Here is a 15,889-nt window from a genome sequence, read left to right on the forward strand (position 1 = left end):
TGGACGGGCCCCTCGGTCACTCCCAGATCCTCGCCCGGCCGTCGGCCACCCATCCGCGCAGCAGGTCCGACTCCAGCGCGATGCGGTGTTCGGGGCCCACGATGCAGTCGTCGCCGGAGGCGTGCTGCCAGCGGGTCTGATCGGGTTCGGTCACGAAGGAGTACCCGGCCAGCTCCAGCCGGGCGTCGGGGAACGTGGTGCGCGCCCACCACGCGGCCATGGTGCCGGTGGTCGCCCACAGTCCCTCGCGGGTGGAGTCCAGCCCCAGCTCGGCCGACAGCGGCAGGGTCAGGTCGTCGTTGTCGACGTGCACGTGGCCGAGGTCCTCGGGCCACCAGGACGGCACCACGTCCGGTTCCCAGTGCAGCCGGCCCGGTTCCACCAGGAGGTGGAGCCGGTCGCGGTACCCGGTGAAGAACCACGGGGTGGCGCGCAGCGCCCGGTTGAAGAAGGCGACGTCCGCCCGGCGACCGTACGTGGGCTGGTCCCCGGGGTCGTCCAGGCGGAAGCCGTTGACCCGCACGACGAGGTCGCACGCGTCGATCGCCCCGGCCCGCGGGCCCGAGGGCTCCAGCGGCTTGTTGCCGACCACGGCGACGCTGCGGACGTTCCACGCCCGGGCGTAGGTGCGGGCGAGTTCCCCGATGTGGGTCCGGCGGGTGGCAGCTACCTGTGACACCGGGCGGACGCTACCGAGACCGATCATTCCGGCACGCTTCGCGACACGACGGGTGGTCGGCGAGTGGTCAGCGGAGCAGATGGTTCAGCTGTGACTCGCCGGCAGCGGCCGGTGGCCGGCCCGCCGGCGCGGAGAGGGCGGCGTCGACGTGCGCCGGCGCCGGGAACACCCACCGCCGGTAGGAGAAGTAGCGGATCGCCGTGCCCAGCCCGATGGACCCGACGTTGGCCAGCTGCAGCACCAGCGCGCTGTCCTGGCCCAGCGGGTGGTGGACCACGGCCACGACGGCCAGCCCGAGCAGCAGGGTGAGCCCGTTGACCACCAGGAACAGCGCGTACTCGCGCCGGACGCCGGTGCGGGCCCGGTGCGCGAACGACCAGTACCGGTGCCCGATGAAGGCGGCGGTGGTGGCGACGATGGTGGACAGGAGCTTCGCGGTGACCGCATCCAGCCCGACCTGGGCGTAGAGCAGCTGGAAGAGGCCGATGTCGAGGACGAAGCACGCCAGGCCGACCACACCGAAGGCGCTGAGCTCCTTCAGCAGGAGGCGCCCGGTGCTGCCGACGCGCCGGCCGGCGCCCGCCCACCTCGTCACGCCCCGACTCTACGGATCCCGACCGGGCCGGTGGGCAGAGCGCACCCGCGACGCCCCCGCGTGCGGTCGTGCCGGGAGCCGCTGCGGGCGAGGATGGCCGCATGCACCTCGCTCCCCGCCGGCCCGCCCGGGTGCGCGCAGCCCTCGCCACCGCCGTGTGCGGAGCGGTGCTCACCGCCGCCACCGCCTGCGGTGGCAGCCCCGCCGCCGAGGACCGGCAGCCCGCCGGGCCGGCCGCGGTCGCCGCCCCGAGCAGCGTCGCGGCGTCGCCCGCCCCGGTGGAGGCGCCGGCGGCCGCGGCCGTCACCAGCTTCGTGGCGGTCGGCGACTCGCTCACCGCCGGTCCGGTGCCGCTGCCGGAGCTGCGGTTCCCCGGTTCCGGGTCCTGGGTCGGGGCAGCGCAGGGGGCGGCGCTGGACCTCCGGGGTGGCTGGGCCGTCCCGGGCGCGACGACCGCGGACATGCTCGCCGGGGTGCAACGCCAGGACGCCGATGTGGTGGTGGTCCTCGCCGGCACCAACGACATCTCCCGCGGCATCCCGTGGGCAACCCGTGCGGCCAACATCCAGGCCATCGTGGCGACGGTGGGCGCCGGCGACGTCCTGCTCTCCGCCGTCCCGCCGCTGGACCCGCATCCCGCCGAGGCGCTGGATCACAACAGCCGGCTGGCGGCCCTGGCGCAGGAGCGCGGCTGGGCGTTCACCGATCCCTGGACCGGGGTCCGCACGCCGGCGGGCACCTTCGTTCCCGGGGCGAGCGCGGACGGCGTCCACCCCACGCCCGAGGTCGCCGACGCGGCGGGCCGGCGCATCCGCGAGGCCCTGCTGACCGGCGCCGGTGCATGAGCCCCGCGCGGTCCCGATAACCTCCCTTCCCGTGGCCGCCCCGCTCGAACCGCGCACCGGCCTGCCCGTCGTCGCCATGGTCGGCGGCGGCCAGCTGTCCCGGATGACCCACCAGGCCGCGATCGCCCTGGGGCAGTCGCTGCGCGTGCTGGCCACCGACCCGGCCGAGTCCGCCGCGCTGGTCACCGCCGACGTCCGGCTCGGTGACCACCGGAACCTGGCCGACCTGAAGCAGCTCGCCGCGGGCGCCACGGTGGTGACCTTCGACCACGAGCACGTGCCGACCGAGCACCTGCAGGCCCTGGTCGACGCCGGGCACCGGGTCGCCCCGGGCCCCGGTGCCCTGGTGCACGCCCAGGACAAGCTCGTCCTCCGCCGCGCGCTCGCCGCCGCCGGCGAACCGCAGCCGGCCTGGACGGAGGCGGCCTCGTCCGCCGACGTCGCCGCCTTCGCCGCCGAGCACGGCTGGCCGGTGGTGCTGAAGACACCGCGTGGCGGCTACGACGGCAAGGGCGTCTTCGTCGTGGACGACGAGGTGCAGGCCGCCGAGCTGATCGCCGCGCACGGCACCCTGCTGGCCGAGGAGCGGGTGGTGATGGTGCGCGAGCTCGCCGCGCAGGTCGCCCGCTCACCGTTCGGTCAGGTGGCCGTCTGGCCGGTGGTGGAGACCGTGCAGCGGGACGGCGTCTGCAACGAGGTGTTCGCTCCGGCCCCTGGGCTGGCCGAGGAGCTGGCCACCGCGGCCCAGGAGCTCGCCGTCCGGATCGCCGACCGGCTGGGCGTGGTCGGCATGCTGGCCGTCGAGCTGTTCCAGACCGACACCGGCATCGTGGTCAACGAGCTGGCCATGCGGCCGCACAACTCCGGGCACTGGACCATCGAGGGCGCCCGCACCAGCCAGTTCGAGCAGCACCTGCGCGCCGTTCTGGACTATCCGCTGGGGTCGACGGCGATGACCGCCCCGGTCGTGGTGATGGCCAACGTGCTCGGCGGCGCGGCGGCCGAGCCCGACTGGGCCGGGCCGCCGCTGGACGAGCGGGTGCACCACCTGATGGCGCACTGGCCCGACGTCAAACTGCACTGGTACGGCAAGGGGCAGCGGCGCAGCCGCAAGCTCGGCCACGTCACCGCCCTCGGCGACGACCTGGCCGAGGTGCGGGCCCGCGCGGTCGCCGCGGCCCGCTACCTGGCCGACGGCGTCGTCGACGAGGCGTTCGCCTTCGCCGGAGAGCACCGAGGAGCCCGCGCGTGAGTAACCCGGTCGTCGGCATCGTGATGGGCAGCGACTCCGACTGGCCGATGATGGAGCCGGCCGCCGCCGCGCTGGCCGAGTTCGACATCCCGTACGAGGTGCACGTGGTCTCCGCCCACCGCACCCCGCGCCGGATGCTCGACTACGCCGAGGGCGCAGCCGACCGCGGCCTGCGGGTGGTGATCGCCGGCGCCGGGGGAGCGGCCCACCTGCCCGGGATGATCGCCGCGGCCACCCCGCTGCCGGTCATCGGCGTGCCCCGGCCGCTGGACCGGCTCGACGGGATCGACAGCCTGCTGTCGATCGTGCAGATGCCCGCCGGTGTTCCGGTGGCGACGGTCGGCATCGGCGGTGGGCGCAACGCCGGCCTGCTCGCCGTCCGGGTGCTGGCTGCCGGCGACGCCCGGCTGCGGGCGGCGGTCGTCCGGTTCCAGGCCGCGCTGGCCGACGGCGTCGTGGCGCGGGACGCGCAGTTGCAGGAGCGCCTCGCGGCGGACCGACCCGCGGACTGACCCGCGGACTGACCCGCGAGGATGAGGTCGTGGACCGGCGGCGCCCGCCGTCCTACGCTGTACTGGTGAGTAACAACGCTGGGCCGTACGCGCTGACCGAGGAGCACGAGGCGATCCGCGAGGCCGTCCGGGAGATCGCCGAGCGGGAGGTCGCCCCGTTCGCGGCCGAGGTCGACGCCGACTCCCGGTTTCCCGCGGAGGCGCAGAAGGCGCTGACCGCGGCCGGTTTCCACGCCACCCACATTCCCGAGGCGTACGGCGGCGAGGGCGCCGACGCGATCGCGACCTGCATCGTGATCGAGGAGGTCGCCCGGGTCGACGCGAGCGCCTCGCTGATCCCCGCGGTCAACAAGCTCGGCTCGATACCGATCATCCTGTCCGGCTCCGAGGACCTGAAGCAGCGGGTGCTGCCCTCGATCGCCGACGGCCGGTCGATGATCAGCTACGGGCTCTCCGAGCGGGAGGCCGGCTCCGACGCGGCCGCGATGCGCACCCGCGCGCGGGCCGACGGCGACGTCTGGGTGCTCGACGGCACCAAGGCCTGGATCACCAACGCCGGCATCTCCGACTGGTACACGGTCATGGCCGTCACCGACCCCGCCAAGGGCGCCCGCGGGATCTCCGCCTTCGTGGTGCACCGCGACGACCCGGGCTTCGCCGTCGGCCCCAAGGAACGCAAGATGGGGATCAAGGGCTCGCCGACGTGCGAGCTCTACTTCACCGACTGCACCATCCCCGCCGACCGGATCATCGGCGAGCCGGGCACCGGCTTCGGCACCGCGCTGCGGACGCTGGACTTCACCCGGCCGACCATCGGCGCGCAGGCCGTGGGCATCGCCCAGGGCGCGCTGGACGCCGCGGTCGCCTACACCAGGGAGCGTCGCCAGTTCGGCTCCGCGGTGTCGGACTTCCAGGGCGTGCAGTTCATGCTCGCCGACATGGAGATGCGGATCGAGGCCGCCCGCCACCTGGTCTACGTCGCCGCCGCCCGCGGGGACGCCGGGGGAGCGGACCTGACCCGGGTGTCGGCCTCGGCGAAGGCGTTCGCCTCCGACGTGGCCATGCAGGTGACCACCGACGCCGTCCAGCTGTTCGGGGGTGCCGGCTACACCCAGGACTTCCCGGTCGAGCGGATGATGCGCGACGCCAAGATCACCCAGATCTACGAGGGCACCAACCAGGTGCAGCGGATGGTGATCGCACGCAGCCTGCTGCGCTGACGTCAGCGCAGCAGGCTGGACACCGCGGCCAGCCGCGGGTCACCGGACATCGCGGCCAGCCAGGCCGACCAGCCCGGATGTCCGCGCATCGCCTCGAGCGCGGCGCGGGCGGCCGCCCGGTCGCCGCGCTGCACCGCCGCGAGCGCGGCGTACAGGTCCCGCGCCCCCTCGGGCGAGAAGAGGGCCAGGGTCTCGTAGTCGCGCTCGTCGTAGGCCCGCTGCAGGTTGCGCAGCATCCGCAGCTGGGCCACCGGGTCGCCGGAGTCGTCCACCCGCAGGTCGGTGCGGACGCCGTCGTCCTCGTCGGTGGCCGGCGACCCGCTCACCACGAGCAGCGCCGCGGACTGCCGGCCGCGCAGGTCACCCCCGGCGGCCTCGCCGGCGGCCAGCGCGGCCAGCAGCCGGTCGGGCAGGGCGTGCCCGGCGCCGTCGCCGAGCGCCCGTGCCATCGCCGGCAGCACCTCGTCGGAGGCGAGCATGTTGCCCTGCACGCTGGAGCCCTCGCCGAGCAGGTGGCCGCTGACCGGCATCGACCCGCGGCCGGTGTCGGCGGCGACCCGGCCGGCCGGGTCCAGCACGGCGATCTGCCGGTCGGCGTCCTCCGCCGAGTGCGCCGCCCGGCGCACCAGGTCCGGCGGGGAGTGCCCCTCGGCCAGCCCGGTCAGCAGCGACCCGCCCAGCCCGCGCCGGCTGCGCGCCTGCACGGCCACCACGCCGACACCCGGCCGGGCGCTGGGGACGGCACGGCCGACCGCCAGGATGCAGGAGGCGACCGCGATGCCCAGGTCGCCGGTGGCGGCGTCCCGGGCGATGACGGAAAAGGTCATCGGCCCTCGTTCCTGGACCGTGCACGGCCCCCCTGCAGGGGCCCGCGCCGAGCGTGCGAGGCGTGGGGGGCAGGGGGGTCCTTTCTCAGACAGCGGCCGGCAGGCTCATCGTCGGCACGTCGTCGGGGACCTGGAGCGGGGCACCGGTCCTGGTCACGACCTCGTCGACCGTCACCCCGGGGGCCACCTCGCGCAACACCAGGCCGGCGTCGGTGACGTCGATGACCGCCAGGTCGGTGATGATCCGGTCGACGCACGCCTTGCCGGTGAGCGGCAGCGAGCACTCCTCCAGGATCTTGGGCGACCCGTCGCGGGCGACGTGATCCATCATCACGATCACCTCGCGGGCGCCGTGGACGAGGTCCATCGCACCGCCCATGCCGTTGACCATCTTGCCGGGGATCAGCCAGTTGGCCAGGTCGCCGCGGACGTTGACCTGCATGGCGCCCAGGACGGCGACGTCGATGGCGTGGCCGCGGATCATCCCGAACGACAGCGAGGAGTCGAAGAAGCTGGCGCCGGGCAGGATCGTGATCGTCTCCTTGCCGGCGTTGATCAGGTCGGCGTCCTCCTCGCCCTCGAAGGGGTAGGGGCCGACGCCGAGCACGCCGTTCTCGCTCTGCAGCACCACGTGCACCCCGTCGGGGATGTGGTTGGGCACCAGCGTGGGCATGCCGATGCCCAGGTTGACGTACTGGCCGTCGCGCAGGTCCTGCGCGACGCGGGCGGCGAGCTGGTCGCGGTCGAGGGCCACGGGTCAGGACTCCTGGATTCCGTCGGTGCCGGCGGCGGCCGGGGCGGCATCGGACTGGGGGGTGGCCGCGCTCGGCCGGGGGCGTGTGGTGCGCTTCTCGATCTTCTTGTCCGCGCCGCCGACGACGACCACCCGCTGCACGTAGACCCCGGGCAGGTGCACCGACTCGGGCAGGATCTCGCCGGGCTCGACGAGCTCCTCGACCTCGGCGATGGTGACCCGCCCGGCCATGCCGGCCAGCGGGTTGAAGTTGCGTGCCGACTCGCGGAACACCAGATTGCCGTGCCGGTCGCCGATCGCGGCGCGGACCAGGCCGAAGTCGGCGGTCAGCGCCGTCTCCAGCACGTACTCGCGGCCGTCGAAGACCCGGACCTCCTTCGGCGGGCTGGTCTGCACCACGTTGCCGTCGGCGTCGTAGCGGACCGGGATGCCGCCGTCGGCGACCAGCGTGCCCACCCCGGTGGGGGTGAAGAACGCCGGGATGCCGGTGCCGCCGGCGCGCAGGCGCTCGGCCAGCGAGCCCTGGGGGGTCAGCTCCACCTCGAGCTGGCCGGACAGGTAGAGCCGGGCCAGCTCCTTGTTGCCCCCGACGAACGAGCTGATCGTCTTGGTGATCCGTCCCGCGTACAGCAGGATGCCGAGGGCCTGGTCGTCGACGCCGCAGTTGTTCGAGATCGTGGTCAGCCGGCCGGCGCCCTGCTCCAGGATCGCCTCGATGAGCGCGAACGGAACCCCGCACAACCCGAACCCGCCGACCGCGAGGGTGGCGCCGTCGGCGATGTCGGCCACCGCCTCACCGGCGCTGGAAACGACCTTGTCCATTGAGCTGACCACCGTCCATCGGGTGCTGGGCTGGTGGCGCGTCAGGCGGGGCGGCCCAGCTCGCGGATCCCGTCGAGCTTCACGCCGAGCGTAGCGGTGACCCGTTCGTCGGCTGCGCGCTGCGGCAGCCGCTCGGGGAAGGGGTGCCGGCACAGCACCAGGGAGGCCCCGGCGTAGAGCGGCGCCAGCAGCCAGGCCACCGGGCCGGCCTCGGTGGCGGTGTGCTCGTCGACCAGCACCCGGTCGCCGGCGACGAGCCCCAGCCGGCCGGCGAGCTCGGCGGCGGTGTCGACCAGGCCGCCCAGGGTCAGCTGGACGCCGCCGAGCAGCAGCCCGGGGGACGCCGGGTCCGGCGGGCTGTAGGGGGAGAAGTGGTCGCCGTGCCCCCGGACCTCCAGGGCGAAGTCCCGGGCCGGGCCCGCGTACCCGGCCATACCCATGCCCAGCGGGTGCAGCGACAGGCCGAGCAGCTCGTCGAGCCCCAGCTCCTCCAGCGGGGCCAGCCGGTCCGCCGAGGCCAGCACCACGTCGGCGCCGGCCAGCCGGCCGTCGTCCTCCGCGGCGGTGTCGAGCACCGCGGCGCCGCAGCTCCACGCGCCCAGCAGCACCGCGGCGGTCTGCCAGTGCACCGGCAGGGCCACCGCGACGGTGCTCCCGGTGCCCACGTCGAACTCGTCCTGCAGCAGGTTGGCGGTCTTGGCCACCCAGTTGGCCAGCGTCGTGCCGGACAGCTCCACCCGCTCGCCGGTGGCGTCGTCGTAGTGCGTGATCAGCGGGCCGGCCGGGTCGCGGCGCAGTGCGCCGGCGAGCAGTCCGGTGGGGTCCATGGGACGGGTGTGCGTCACGGGGACAGGGTGGCACCGGACCGGACCGGTTCGCCCCTCTGCCCCTCCGGGCGTGGTTACAGTCGGCTCTCGAACGCCCCACGAGTACCGGTCGGGCCCGCGCGCCTGCACCAGGTGGGGGCCGCCGGTGCCGCGGCGCCGGCCGGTCGGGCCGCCCCGCTCCGGACGAGGAAGCCGAGACAGATGACGCCAGGAACCGGTTCCCACGCCGCCGTCCTCGACCGTGCGCACGTGTCGCCGACGGGTTCCCGCACCGCGGAGGAGACGGCGACCGGTGCCGGGCGGGGCGCCGGGCGCTGGGCGCTGGCCCTGCTGGCCTACCTGCTCGTCCAGGGCCTCCAGCTCGCCGTCGTGCACCGCTGGGCGCCCCGCTTCTTCTGGTTCGACGACTCCCAGGCGCAGTTCGGTCCGATGACGTGGTGGCTCGGCCAGAACCTGCAGGACGGCCGCCCCCCGCTGATGGACCCCGACCTGGGCATGGGCGGCAACGTCGTGGCGGACATGCAGTACGGCGTGCTCGACCCGCTGCACTGGGCGCTGCAGTACCTGGTCGCCTCCTCCGATGACTTCCTCACCATCTCCTGGGTCTACGGCGCCGCCATGCTGCTGCTGCTCGGCGCCGGGTCGCTGTGCGTCCTGCTGCAGCACCGCGTGCAGCCCGCCCTGGCCGTGGCCGGCGCCGTCGGCATCGGGTCCAGCGGCTTCCTGCTCTGGTACGGCAGCTCGTGGTGGCCGCTGCTGTGGGCGACCGCCTGCCTGCCCTGGCTCTGGTTCGGCCTGCGCAGCCGCTCGGCCGGCGGCGTCCTGGTCACCGGCCTGGCCACCTGGGCGCTGCTGGTGTCCGGCAACCCCTACGCCTTCCCGTTCGCCGGGCTGGTGATCGTCGGCCAGCTCGTGGAGTACCGCCGGGAGTACGGCTCCTGGCGGCGCGTGCTGAACGCCCGGGCGCTGAGCCGGGCCGCGGCCTGCGTCGGCGGGCTGGTCGTCGCCCTGCCCACGCTGCTGTCCACCGTCGAGCTCTCGGCGGTGATGGGCCGGCCGCAGCCCGAGGAGCTGATCGGCAACGCCGGCTTCGCGGTGCCCAACCTGGCCGACGTCCTGCTCGGTGGCGCCACGCTGCTCGGCCAGACCAGCGCGTGGACCGGGACCATCGGCCTGGTCCCCGCCATGGCGACCATGCTGGTCGCCCTCCCGATGACCGCCCTCGTCGACTGGCGGCGGGCCTGGCACCGGCCCGGGGTGCTCACCGCCGGGCTGGTCTGGCTGGCCGCCGTGCTCGCCACCCAGCTGCCCACCCAGGTATCGGTCTTCCGCTACCCGGTGCGCTACCTCGTCTACGTCGAGGTCTTCCTGCCCCTGCTGGTGCTCATCGCGGTCACCGTCGCGCCGCGGCTCACCCGCGGCCGGATCGGCCTGGCGGTCGGCCTGGCCGGCGCGCAGGCTGCGGTCGCGCTGTTCCGGGCGCCGGTGCTCGTCAAGTGGCACCTGCTCGCGCTCGTGGTCGAGCTGGTCGCGCTGGCCGCGGTCGTGCTGCTGCTCCGGGCGCGGACGGCGGCCGACCGGACGGCCGTCCCCGGGAACGGCCCGGTCGCGGCCGACACCCGGCAGCTCGAGTTGCCGGGCACCCGGCGTCCCGCCGCCGACCGCGGGGCCGGGCGCGTCCTGCCCGCCGCCGCCGGGGTGGTGGTCGTGCTGGCCGTCGCCGCGGGCTTCCCGATCGGGGAGCAGATGATGGTCTCGCTGCAGGACCGGGCCAACGCCATCGAGCAGGCCCCGCCCACCGACGGGGCCCCGCTCCGGGCGCTGGACCCCGGCCGCCAGGTCGGCACCACGGTGGAGGCCTACCGGGCCGAGTCGTACGCTCCCGACGAGCAGCTGACCGTCATCACCTGGGGCTTCGACGGCGACCGGGGTTGGGAGGACGGGGTGGTCAACGGCAGCGGCAACGTCATCGCCGGGCTGAAGCCGGGTTACGCCTCCCTGGCCGTCTGGCAGGCCGCGCTGAACGACCACTGGTGCCGCGGCGTCTGGGGCGCCACCTGCTCCGGGCCGGACCGGCTGCTGGCCGAGGCCGGCGACACCGGGCAGCCCTGGGTGGACCTGATGTCCGCCGACACCGTCCTGCTCTCGACCGGCGCGCCGCAGGAGGTCCGCGACCACTTCGCCGACTCCTGGACCGAGGTCTCGGCCGACGACACCTGGCTGCGCTACCAGCGGGACGACCAGCTGCCGGGCCGGGTCACCGACGCCGACGGCGTCCGCGTCGCGACGGACGGCTGGACCTCGGGCCTGGCCCGGGTCGGGCAGCCGATGGACAGCTACGTCGTCTCGACCGGCGACCGGGGCGGGTCGCTGGCCCTGCGCATCCCCTACTACCCGGGCATGACGGCCTCCCTGGACGGCCGGCCGCTCCCGGTGACCACCGTGGAGGGCGCGGCACTGGCCGTCGACCTGCCTGCCGGGGTCGACCGCGGCCGGCTGGACCTCGCCTACGAGCCGGCCGGTGCCGGTGCGGTGGTCCCGGCCACGCTGGCCGGTGTCGGGGTCATCGTGCTGGCCGCGCTGGCCGGTGCGGTCGCCCGTCGCCGGAGCGCCCGATGAGCGGGGGGCCGCGCGGCCTGGTCCACCAGGTGGTCCGCTTCCTGCTGGGCTCCTGCCTCGGCCTGGCCGTCGACCTCGTGGTCTTCCAGACCGGGGTGCTGCTCGGCGCGACGCCGGGGCTGGCCAACGCCGTCAGCTCCGGCTGTGCGGTCGTCGTCGTCTACCTCTTCGTCACCAAGTACGCGTTCGCCACCGAACGGTCCCGGACCTCGTTCCTGCTGTTCGTCGGCTGGTACGTGGTCTCGATCATCATCTTCTCGGTGTTGATCGAGGTCCTGCACGGGACGACGGGATGGCTGCCCTTCGTCTGTAAGTTGGTGTCGCTGCCGTTGTCGTTCGCCGCCAACTTCGGGGCCAGCAAGGTGCTCTTCGGGCAGCGTCGGGGCGCGGGTGGGCGCCCTGACGCATCCTCGGACGACCAGCCGGGGCAGGTCGCCCCGCCGGCCCGGCACCCGGCGGCCTGATGCGTGCGGAGCACGTCGCCGACGCGACGGGAGCAGCTGTGCGGCGAGCAGGCGCCGGGGAGCGGAACGGGCCGGGGAACTGGTCGGGGGGAGTGGGGGAACGCGTGACCATGGGCAGGACAGCCGGCACCGTGCAGGCCCTCCTCTTCGACCTCGACGGCACCCTCGTCGACACCCGCGAGGCGAACTACCAGGCCTACCGGGACGCGTTCGCCGAGTCCGGGCACGAGCTGACCGTCGACGCGTTCGCCACCACGTGGGGACGCGACTCCCGCGACTTCATCCCCGACCTGCTGCCGGGCATCGGGCCGGACGACGTCGACACCATCCGCGCAGCCAAGAGCCGGCTCTACGCCGGCCAGCTGCACCGGACCACCGTCAACGAGGCGCTGATCGCGTTCCTGCGGCTCATGGCACCGAGCCACCGCACCGCGCTGGTCAGCACCGCGAAGTCCGGCAACGGCCGGCAGATCCTCGACGTGCACGGGCTCACGCCGCTGTTCGACGTCATCGTGTGGGGTGACGAGGTCGAGAAGAGCAAGCCCGATCCGGAGGGGTACCTGCGCGCGCTGGACCTGCTCGGCGCCGACCCGGCCGCCGCGCTGGCGTTCGAGGACTCCGCGACCGGCCGCCAGGCGGCGCTCGCCGCCGGCCTCCCCGTCCTCGAGGTGCCGCACTTCTGATGTCCGCTCCCCGGTACTCCCGTGGCCGCGTGGTCCTGATCGTGGTCGCGCTGCTCTCCCTGGCCGGCTTCGCCGCCCTCACCTGGCCGACGCTGCAGGAGCTGTGGACCCGGCTGTCCGCCGGTCTCGGCGCCGGCGACTGGGCCGTGCTGGGCCTGGCCGCGCTGGTCCAGCTCGGCGGCCACGTGCTCCGCGCGGCCCGCACCAAGGTGCCGATCGACAACGTGCGACGGGGCAGCCTGGCCGGCCAGTTCCGGCACCTGTCGATCGGCTACCTGTTCAACGTCGTGTGGCCGCTGCGGATCGGCGAGGTGGTCCGCGCCTGGCTGATCGCCAAGACGGTGCGGATCAGCTTCCTGTACACGCTGCTGGCCGTCGTCCTCGAGCGGCTCATCGACGTCGTGCTGGTGTCGGTGGCCTTCCTCGTGTTCGTCGCCGTCGTCGGTGCGCCCCTCAACGGTGTCGTGCCGGCGGCAGCCGCCGTGGCGCTGGTCGTGTCGGTCGCGCTGATCGCCTCCTTCGCCGCGCTGGTGCGGGAGAACACCGTCCTCATGCGGCTGGCCTGGCGGGCCACCGGCTGGCTCAACCACGACCTGGAGAACCGCGCCCGGTTCAAGCTCTGGTCGGCGATCTTCGGGTTCCAGCGGTTCTTCCGGCAGCGCCGGCAGCTGGTCCGCTACGGCGTGCTGGCCCTGGCCTCGTGGGCCTGCTACCTGGGCGCCGCGACGATGATCGCCTTCACCGTCTTCCCCCAGCTGTCGCTGCGGAACGGGGTCGCGGCGACCGCCACCCCCTCGGCCGTGGTCAGCCCCTCGCTCGGCAACGCGAACCCGGCCCCCTACGTGGACGGTGCGACGTCCTTCCTCGAGGGCAGCAGCTCGCTCAGCGGGACCGCGGTCGCGGTCTTCGCCGCCGCGGCCTGGGCGGTGACGAACGTGCCGGTGCTGCTGGTCGCCGTCGTCGCGCTGTTCGTCAACTGGGCCCGCCGCACCGGCGACCCGCTGGCCGGCACGGAGCTCGCCCCGGCCGACGGCTACGTCAACAAGCTCGGGCGTGACCAGGACATCTCCGGATCGATCACGCACTTCCTGGATGCCTACTTCCAGCGCCAGCACCTCAGCCAGGTGCTGCACCGGCTGGAGGTCAACGGCAACGTCAGCCTGGTGCAGTTCTTCAAGGGCGGGTCCAATGCGGTCACCCTGCTCGCCACCGACGGCACCGAGCTGTTCGTGAAGAAGATGGTCCCGCTGGAGCACGCCCACCGGCTGAAGAACCAGCACGACTGGCTGGCCGAGCGCGCCGACCACCACCAGCTGGTCACGGTGCTGCGGGAGACCGCCGCCGAGGACCACTACGCCATCGACCTCGAGTACCGGCCCAGCAGCGTGCCGCTCTTCGAGTACGTCCACGAGAACCCGCTCGAGGAGTGCCAGGCCAAGCTGGCCGACGTCTGGGACTACATGTACGGGCGGGTGTACCAGCTCGGTCCGGTCGAGCAGCGGCCGCAGCTGCGCGACGACTACGTCGGGGAGCGCTTCGTGCTGCGCGTCCGCGCGGCCGCCGAGCAGCACTCCGGGCTGGCCGAGGCGATGAAGGGCGACCAGATCGTCGTCAACGGCCAGCGGCTGGACAACTTCGACCGGATCCTCGACCGGATCCAGCGCAACGAGACCGCCTGGCGCGACCTCGCCACCTTCCAGTCCTCCTCGCACATCCACGGTGACCTGACCGTGGACAACATCCTGGTCGACCTGCCCATGCGGGACGTGCTGGTCATCGACCCCTCCGACGACAACCAGGTCCGCGGCCCGGTCATCGACTTCGGCCGGCACATGCAGTCCCTGCTCTACGGCTACGAGTTCCTCAACGAGGACAGCACGCCGGTCGTGCTCGGCTGGGCCGACGGCGCACCCGAGATCACCTACCGGGACGACCGGTCGGCCCGGTACGCCGAGCTGGCCGACTACGTCAGCACGGTGGTGATGCCCAAGCACCTCTCGGTCGCCGAACAGCGCTCGGTGCTGTTCCACGTCGGGCTGTTCTACGGGCGGATGCTCACCCACCGCGTGGTGATCAACCCGGCCACCGCGCTGAAGTACTACGCGGTGTGCGTCCAGGCGCTCAACCGCTTCCTCGACCAGTACGAACTCGCGCGGACCGACGCGCGGGACGACATCTTCGGCACCGAGCCGAGAGAAGGACAGGTCCTCGCCACGTGAACGCCGTGATCGCCATCCCGGCCTACAACTGCGCCCCCCAGATCGGCCGGGTGCTCGACGAGATCACCGACGACGTGGCCGCCCGGGTCAGCGAGATCTGGGTGATCGACAACCAGAGCACCGACGACACCCTCGCCCGCGCCCTCGAGTACCGCCGCGCCGGCCGGCTGCCGAACCTCCGGGTCTTCCGCAACCGGCAGAACAACAGCCTCGGCGGCACCCACAAGGTGGCCTTCGAGCACGCCCGCGCCGCCGGGCACACCCACGTGGTGATCCTGCACGGCGACAACCAGGCCAGGAGCGACGAGGTGGCCCTGCTGCTGGACCACGCAGCGGCCCACCCCGGGACCCAGACGGTGCTCGGCTCGCGGTTCAGCCGCGACTCCCGGCTGCACGGCTACGACGCCAAGCGGGTCTGGGGAAACCGGGTGCTCAACACCGTCTACAGCGCGGTGGCCCTGCGCCGGCTGGACGACCTCGGGTCGGGGCTGAACCTGTTCGCGCTCCGCGACCTCGACCCGGCCACCTACCTGCGCTTCGCCGACAAGCTGACGTTCAACTACGAGCTCATCCTCGACCTGGTCGCCCGCCGGGTGCGCTTCGCGTTCGTGCCGATCACCTGGCGGGAAGAGGACCAGGTGTCCAACGCCCGCAACTGGAACATCTTCCGGACGGCGCTGCGCAACCTGGCGCTGTGGCGGCTGGGCCGGCAGACGTCGGCCCCGGTCGCCGACCGCGACTACGAGTGGGACGAGGTGCAGTGATGGCCACCCTCCAGGTGCTCATGCCGATGGGCGGGCTCGGGACGCGGTTCCGGAAGGTCGGCATCACCACGCCCAAGCCGCTGATCGAGGTGGCCGGGGTGCCGATGTTCTCCCGGGCGCTGCGCTCGTTCGCGCCGTGGCCGGGTGACAAGACGGTGACCGTCGTGGTCCGCGAGGACAACGACCGGGAGTTCGACCTGGCCGCCCGGGTGCGCGGCGTCGAGCCGTCCGCCGACATCGTGCTCCTGGACCACGACACCCGCGGTGCGGTGGAGACCTGCCTGCAGGCCCGCGACCGGCTCGACCCGGACCAGCCGCTGGTCATCATGGACTGCGACATCGCCTTCGACAGCCCGGAGTACTTCCGGGTGCTGGCGGAGGCCGTCCAGGCCCGGGACGTCGACGGCCTGCTGCTGTCCTTCCGGTCCACCGAGCCCCGCTACAGCTTCGCCGAGGTGGACGCCGCGGGCCTGGTGGTGCGCACCGCGGAGAAGCAGGCGATCTCCTCCGACGCGCTCATGGGCGTGTACTCGTTCCCTTCGGCGCGGGTGTTCCTGGACGCTGCCGACCGGCTGATGGCCCGCCAGATCGATGCGGCCATGCCCGAGTACTACGTCTCCCTGGTGTTCAACGAGCTGATCGACTCCGGCCGCCGGGTCGGGCTGGTGCACGGCGACTTCTACTGCTTCGGGACCCCCGAGGAGCTCGCGGCGTTCGAGGCCACCGGCGCCCCGGTCTAGCCGGAACGACGAAGCCCCTCCCGCCGGCGGGAGGGGCTTCGTCGTCGTCGGCCGCCCTCCAGGGGCC

The 15,889-nt window shown here is 73.6% G+C and carries 16 protein-coding genes; 10 read left to right on the top strand and 6 right to left on the bottom strand.

The window, feature by feature from the left end; genetic code table 11:
- Nucleotides 1-16: 16 nt before the first annotated feature.
- Nucleotides 17-679, bottom strand: a complete 663-nt coding sequence (locus ACYVG5_RS13975; RefSeq protein ID WP_222049916.1) for a hypothetical protein — start codon at nt 677-679, stop codon at nt 17-19.
- Between the two features lie 67 nt (nt 680-746).
- Nucleotides 747-1,274 (bottom strand): GtrA family protein, encoded by a 528-nt coding sequence (locus ACYVG5_RS13980; protein ID WP_222049915.1) that lies wholly within the window; start codon nt 1,272-1,274, stop codon nt 747-749.
- Nucleotides 1,275-1,375: 101 nt separating this feature from the next.
- Here ACYVG5_RS13980 and ACYVG5_RS13985 point away from each other — a divergent pair, with 101 nt between their 5' ends.
- From ACYVG5_RS13985 to ACYVG5_RS14000, 4 genes are all read left to right on the top strand, one after another.
- Nucleotides 1,376-2,119, top strand: a complete 744-nt coding sequence (locus ACYVG5_RS13985) for an SGNH/GDSL hydrolase family protein (protein ID WP_222049914.1) — start codon at nt 1,376-1,378, stop codon at nt 2,117-2,119.
- A gap of 31 nt (nt 2,120-2,150) precedes the next feature.
- Nucleotides 2,151-3,371, top strand: a complete 1,221-nt coding sequence (locus tag ACYVG5_RS13990) for a 5-(carboxyamino)imidazole ribonucleotide synthase (RefSeq protein WP_222049913.1) — start codon at nt 2,151-2,153, stop codon at nt 3,369-3,371.
- Nucleotides 3,368-3,883: a 5-(carboxyamino)imidazole ribonucleotide mutase gene (gene purE / locus ACYVG5_RS13995; RefSeq protein WP_460683262.1), complete on the top strand. Its 516-nt coding sequence runs from the start codon at nt 3,368-3,370 to the stop codon at nt 3,881-3,883. The genes ACYVG5_RS13990 and purE overlap by 4 nt, the downstream gene beginning before the upstream one ends.
- Nucleotides 3,884-3,948: 65 nt before the next feature.
- The gene (locus ACYVG5_RS14000) at nt 3,949-5,103 is read left to right on the top strand and encodes an acyl-CoA dehydrogenase family protein (RefSeq protein WP_222049912.1); all 1,155 of its coding nucleotides are present in this window, start codon (nt 3,949-3,951) and stop codon (nt 5,101-5,103) included.
- A 2-nt stretch (nt 5,104-5,105) separates the two neighbouring features.
- Here ACYVG5_RS14000 and ACYVG5_RS14005 read toward each other — a convergent pair whose 3' ends face one another.
- The 4 genes from ACYVG5_RS14005 to ACYVG5_RS14020 form a co-directional block, all read right to left on the bottom strand.
- Complete coding sequence (locus ACYVG5_RS14005) at nt 5,106-5,930, bottom strand: DUF1028 domain-containing protein (RefSeq protein ID WP_222049911.1); 825 nt, start codon at nt 5,928-5,930, stop codon at nt 5,106-5,108.
- An 85-nt stretch (nt 5,931-6,015) separates the two neighbouring features.
- On the bottom strand, nt 6,016-6,684 hold the full coding sequence (locus tag ACYVG5_RS14010; RefSeq protein ID WP_222049910.1) for a CoA transferase subunit B: 669 nt from the start codon (nt 6,682-6,684) through the stop codon (nt 6,016-6,018).
- A gap of 3 nt (nt 6,685-6,687) precedes the next feature.
- A complete protein-coding gene (locus tag ACYVG5_RS14015) occupies nt 6,688-7,506 on the bottom strand; it encodes a CoA transferase subunit A (RefSeq protein ID WP_222049909.1) in 819 nt (272 codons plus the stop codon).
- A 41-nt stretch (nt 7,507-7,547) separates the two neighbouring features.
- The gene (locus tag ACYVG5_RS14020; protein WP_460683263.1) at nt 7,548-8,351 is read right to left on the bottom strand and encodes a TIGR03089 family protein; all 804 of its coding nucleotides are present in this window, start codon (nt 8,349-8,351) and stop codon (nt 7,548-7,550) included.
- 183 nt (nt 8,352-8,534) lie between these two features.
- Here ACYVG5_RS14020 and ACYVG5_RS14025 point away from each other — a divergent pair, with 183 nt between their 5' ends.
- The 6 genes from ACYVG5_RS14025 (at nt 8,535) to ACYVG5_RS14050 (ending at nt 15,822) form a co-directional block, all read left to right on the top strand.
- Nucleotides 8,535-10,952: a hypothetical protein gene (locus ACYVG5_RS14025; protein WP_222049908.1), complete on the top strand. Its 2,418-nt coding sequence runs from the start codon at nt 8,535-8,537 to the stop codon at nt 10,950-10,952.
- The gene (locus tag ACYVG5_RS14030) at nt 10,949-11,416 is read left to right on the top strand and encodes a GtrA family protein (protein WP_222049907.1); all 468 of its coding nucleotides are present in this window, start codon (nt 10,949-10,951) and stop codon (nt 11,414-11,416) included. Before ACYVG5_RS14025 ends, ACYVG5_RS14030 begins: the two co-directional genes overlap by 4 nt.
- Before the next feature lie 110 nt (nt 11,417-11,526).
- On the top strand, nt 11,527-12,099 hold the full coding sequence (locus tag ACYVG5_RS14035; protein ID WP_246630835.1) for an HAD family hydrolase: 573 nt from the start codon (nt 11,527-11,529) through the stop codon (nt 12,097-12,099).
- Nucleotides 12,099-14,318, top strand: coding sequence for a lysylphosphatidylglycerol synthase domain-containing protein (locus tag ACYVG5_RS14040; RefSeq protein WP_222049905.1), 2,220 nt, complete (start codon nt 12,099-12,101; stop codon nt 14,316-14,318). Before ACYVG5_RS14035 ends, ACYVG5_RS14040 begins: the two co-directional genes overlap by 1 nt.
- Nucleotides 14,315-15,082, top strand: a complete 768-nt coding sequence (locus ACYVG5_RS14045) for a glycosyltransferase family 2 protein (RefSeq protein ID WP_222049904.1) — start codon at nt 14,315-14,317, stop codon at nt 15,080-15,082. Before ACYVG5_RS14040 ends, ACYVG5_RS14045 begins: the two co-directional genes overlap by 4 nt.
- Nucleotides 15,082-15,822 (top strand): glycosyltransferase family 2 protein, encoded by a 741-nt coding sequence (locus ACYVG5_RS14050; RefSeq protein ID WP_222049903.1) that lies wholly within the window; start codon nt 15,082-15,084, stop codon nt 15,820-15,822. The genes ACYVG5_RS14045 and ACYVG5_RS14050 overlap by 1 nt, the downstream gene beginning before the upstream one ends.
- Nucleotides 15,823-15,889 lie beyond the last annotated feature (67 nt).

The organism is Modestobacter lapidis (genome assembly GCF_054780755.1).

Coding starts and splice junctions, on each gene's coding strand:
- ACYVG5_RS13985 (WP_222049914.1), top strand. CDS start 1,376: ATGCACCTCGCTCCCCGCCGGCCCGCCCGGGTGCGCGCAGCCCTCGCC.
- ACYVG5_RS14005 (WP_222049911.1), bottom strand. CDS start 5,930: ATGACCTTTTCCGTCATCGCCCGGGACGCCGCCACCGGCGACCTGGGC.
- ACYVG5_RS14015 (WP_222049909.1), bottom strand. CDS start 7,506: ATGGACAAGGTCGTTTCCAGCGCCGGTGAGGCGGTGGCCGACATCGCC.
- ACYVG5_RS14025 (WP_222049908.1), top strand. CDS start 8,535: ATGACGCCAGGAACCGGTTCCCACGCCGCCGTCCTCGACCGTGCGCAC.
- ACYVG5_RS14030 (WP_222049907.1), top strand. CDS start 10,949: ATGAGCGGGGGGCCGCGCGGCCTGGTCCACCAGGTGGTCCGCTTCCTG.
- ACYVG5_RS14035 (WP_246630835.1), top strand. CDS start 11,527: ATGGGCAGGACAGCCGGCACCGTGCAGGCCCTCCTCTTCGACCTCGAC.
- ACYVG5_RS14040 (WP_222049905.1), top strand. CDS start 12,099: ATGTCCGCTCCCCGGTACTCCCGTGGCCGCGTGGTCCTGATCGTGGTC.
- ACYVG5_RS14050 (WP_222049903.1), top strand. CDS start 15,082: ATGGCCACCCTCCAGGTGCTCATGCCGATGGGCGGGCTCGGGACGCGG.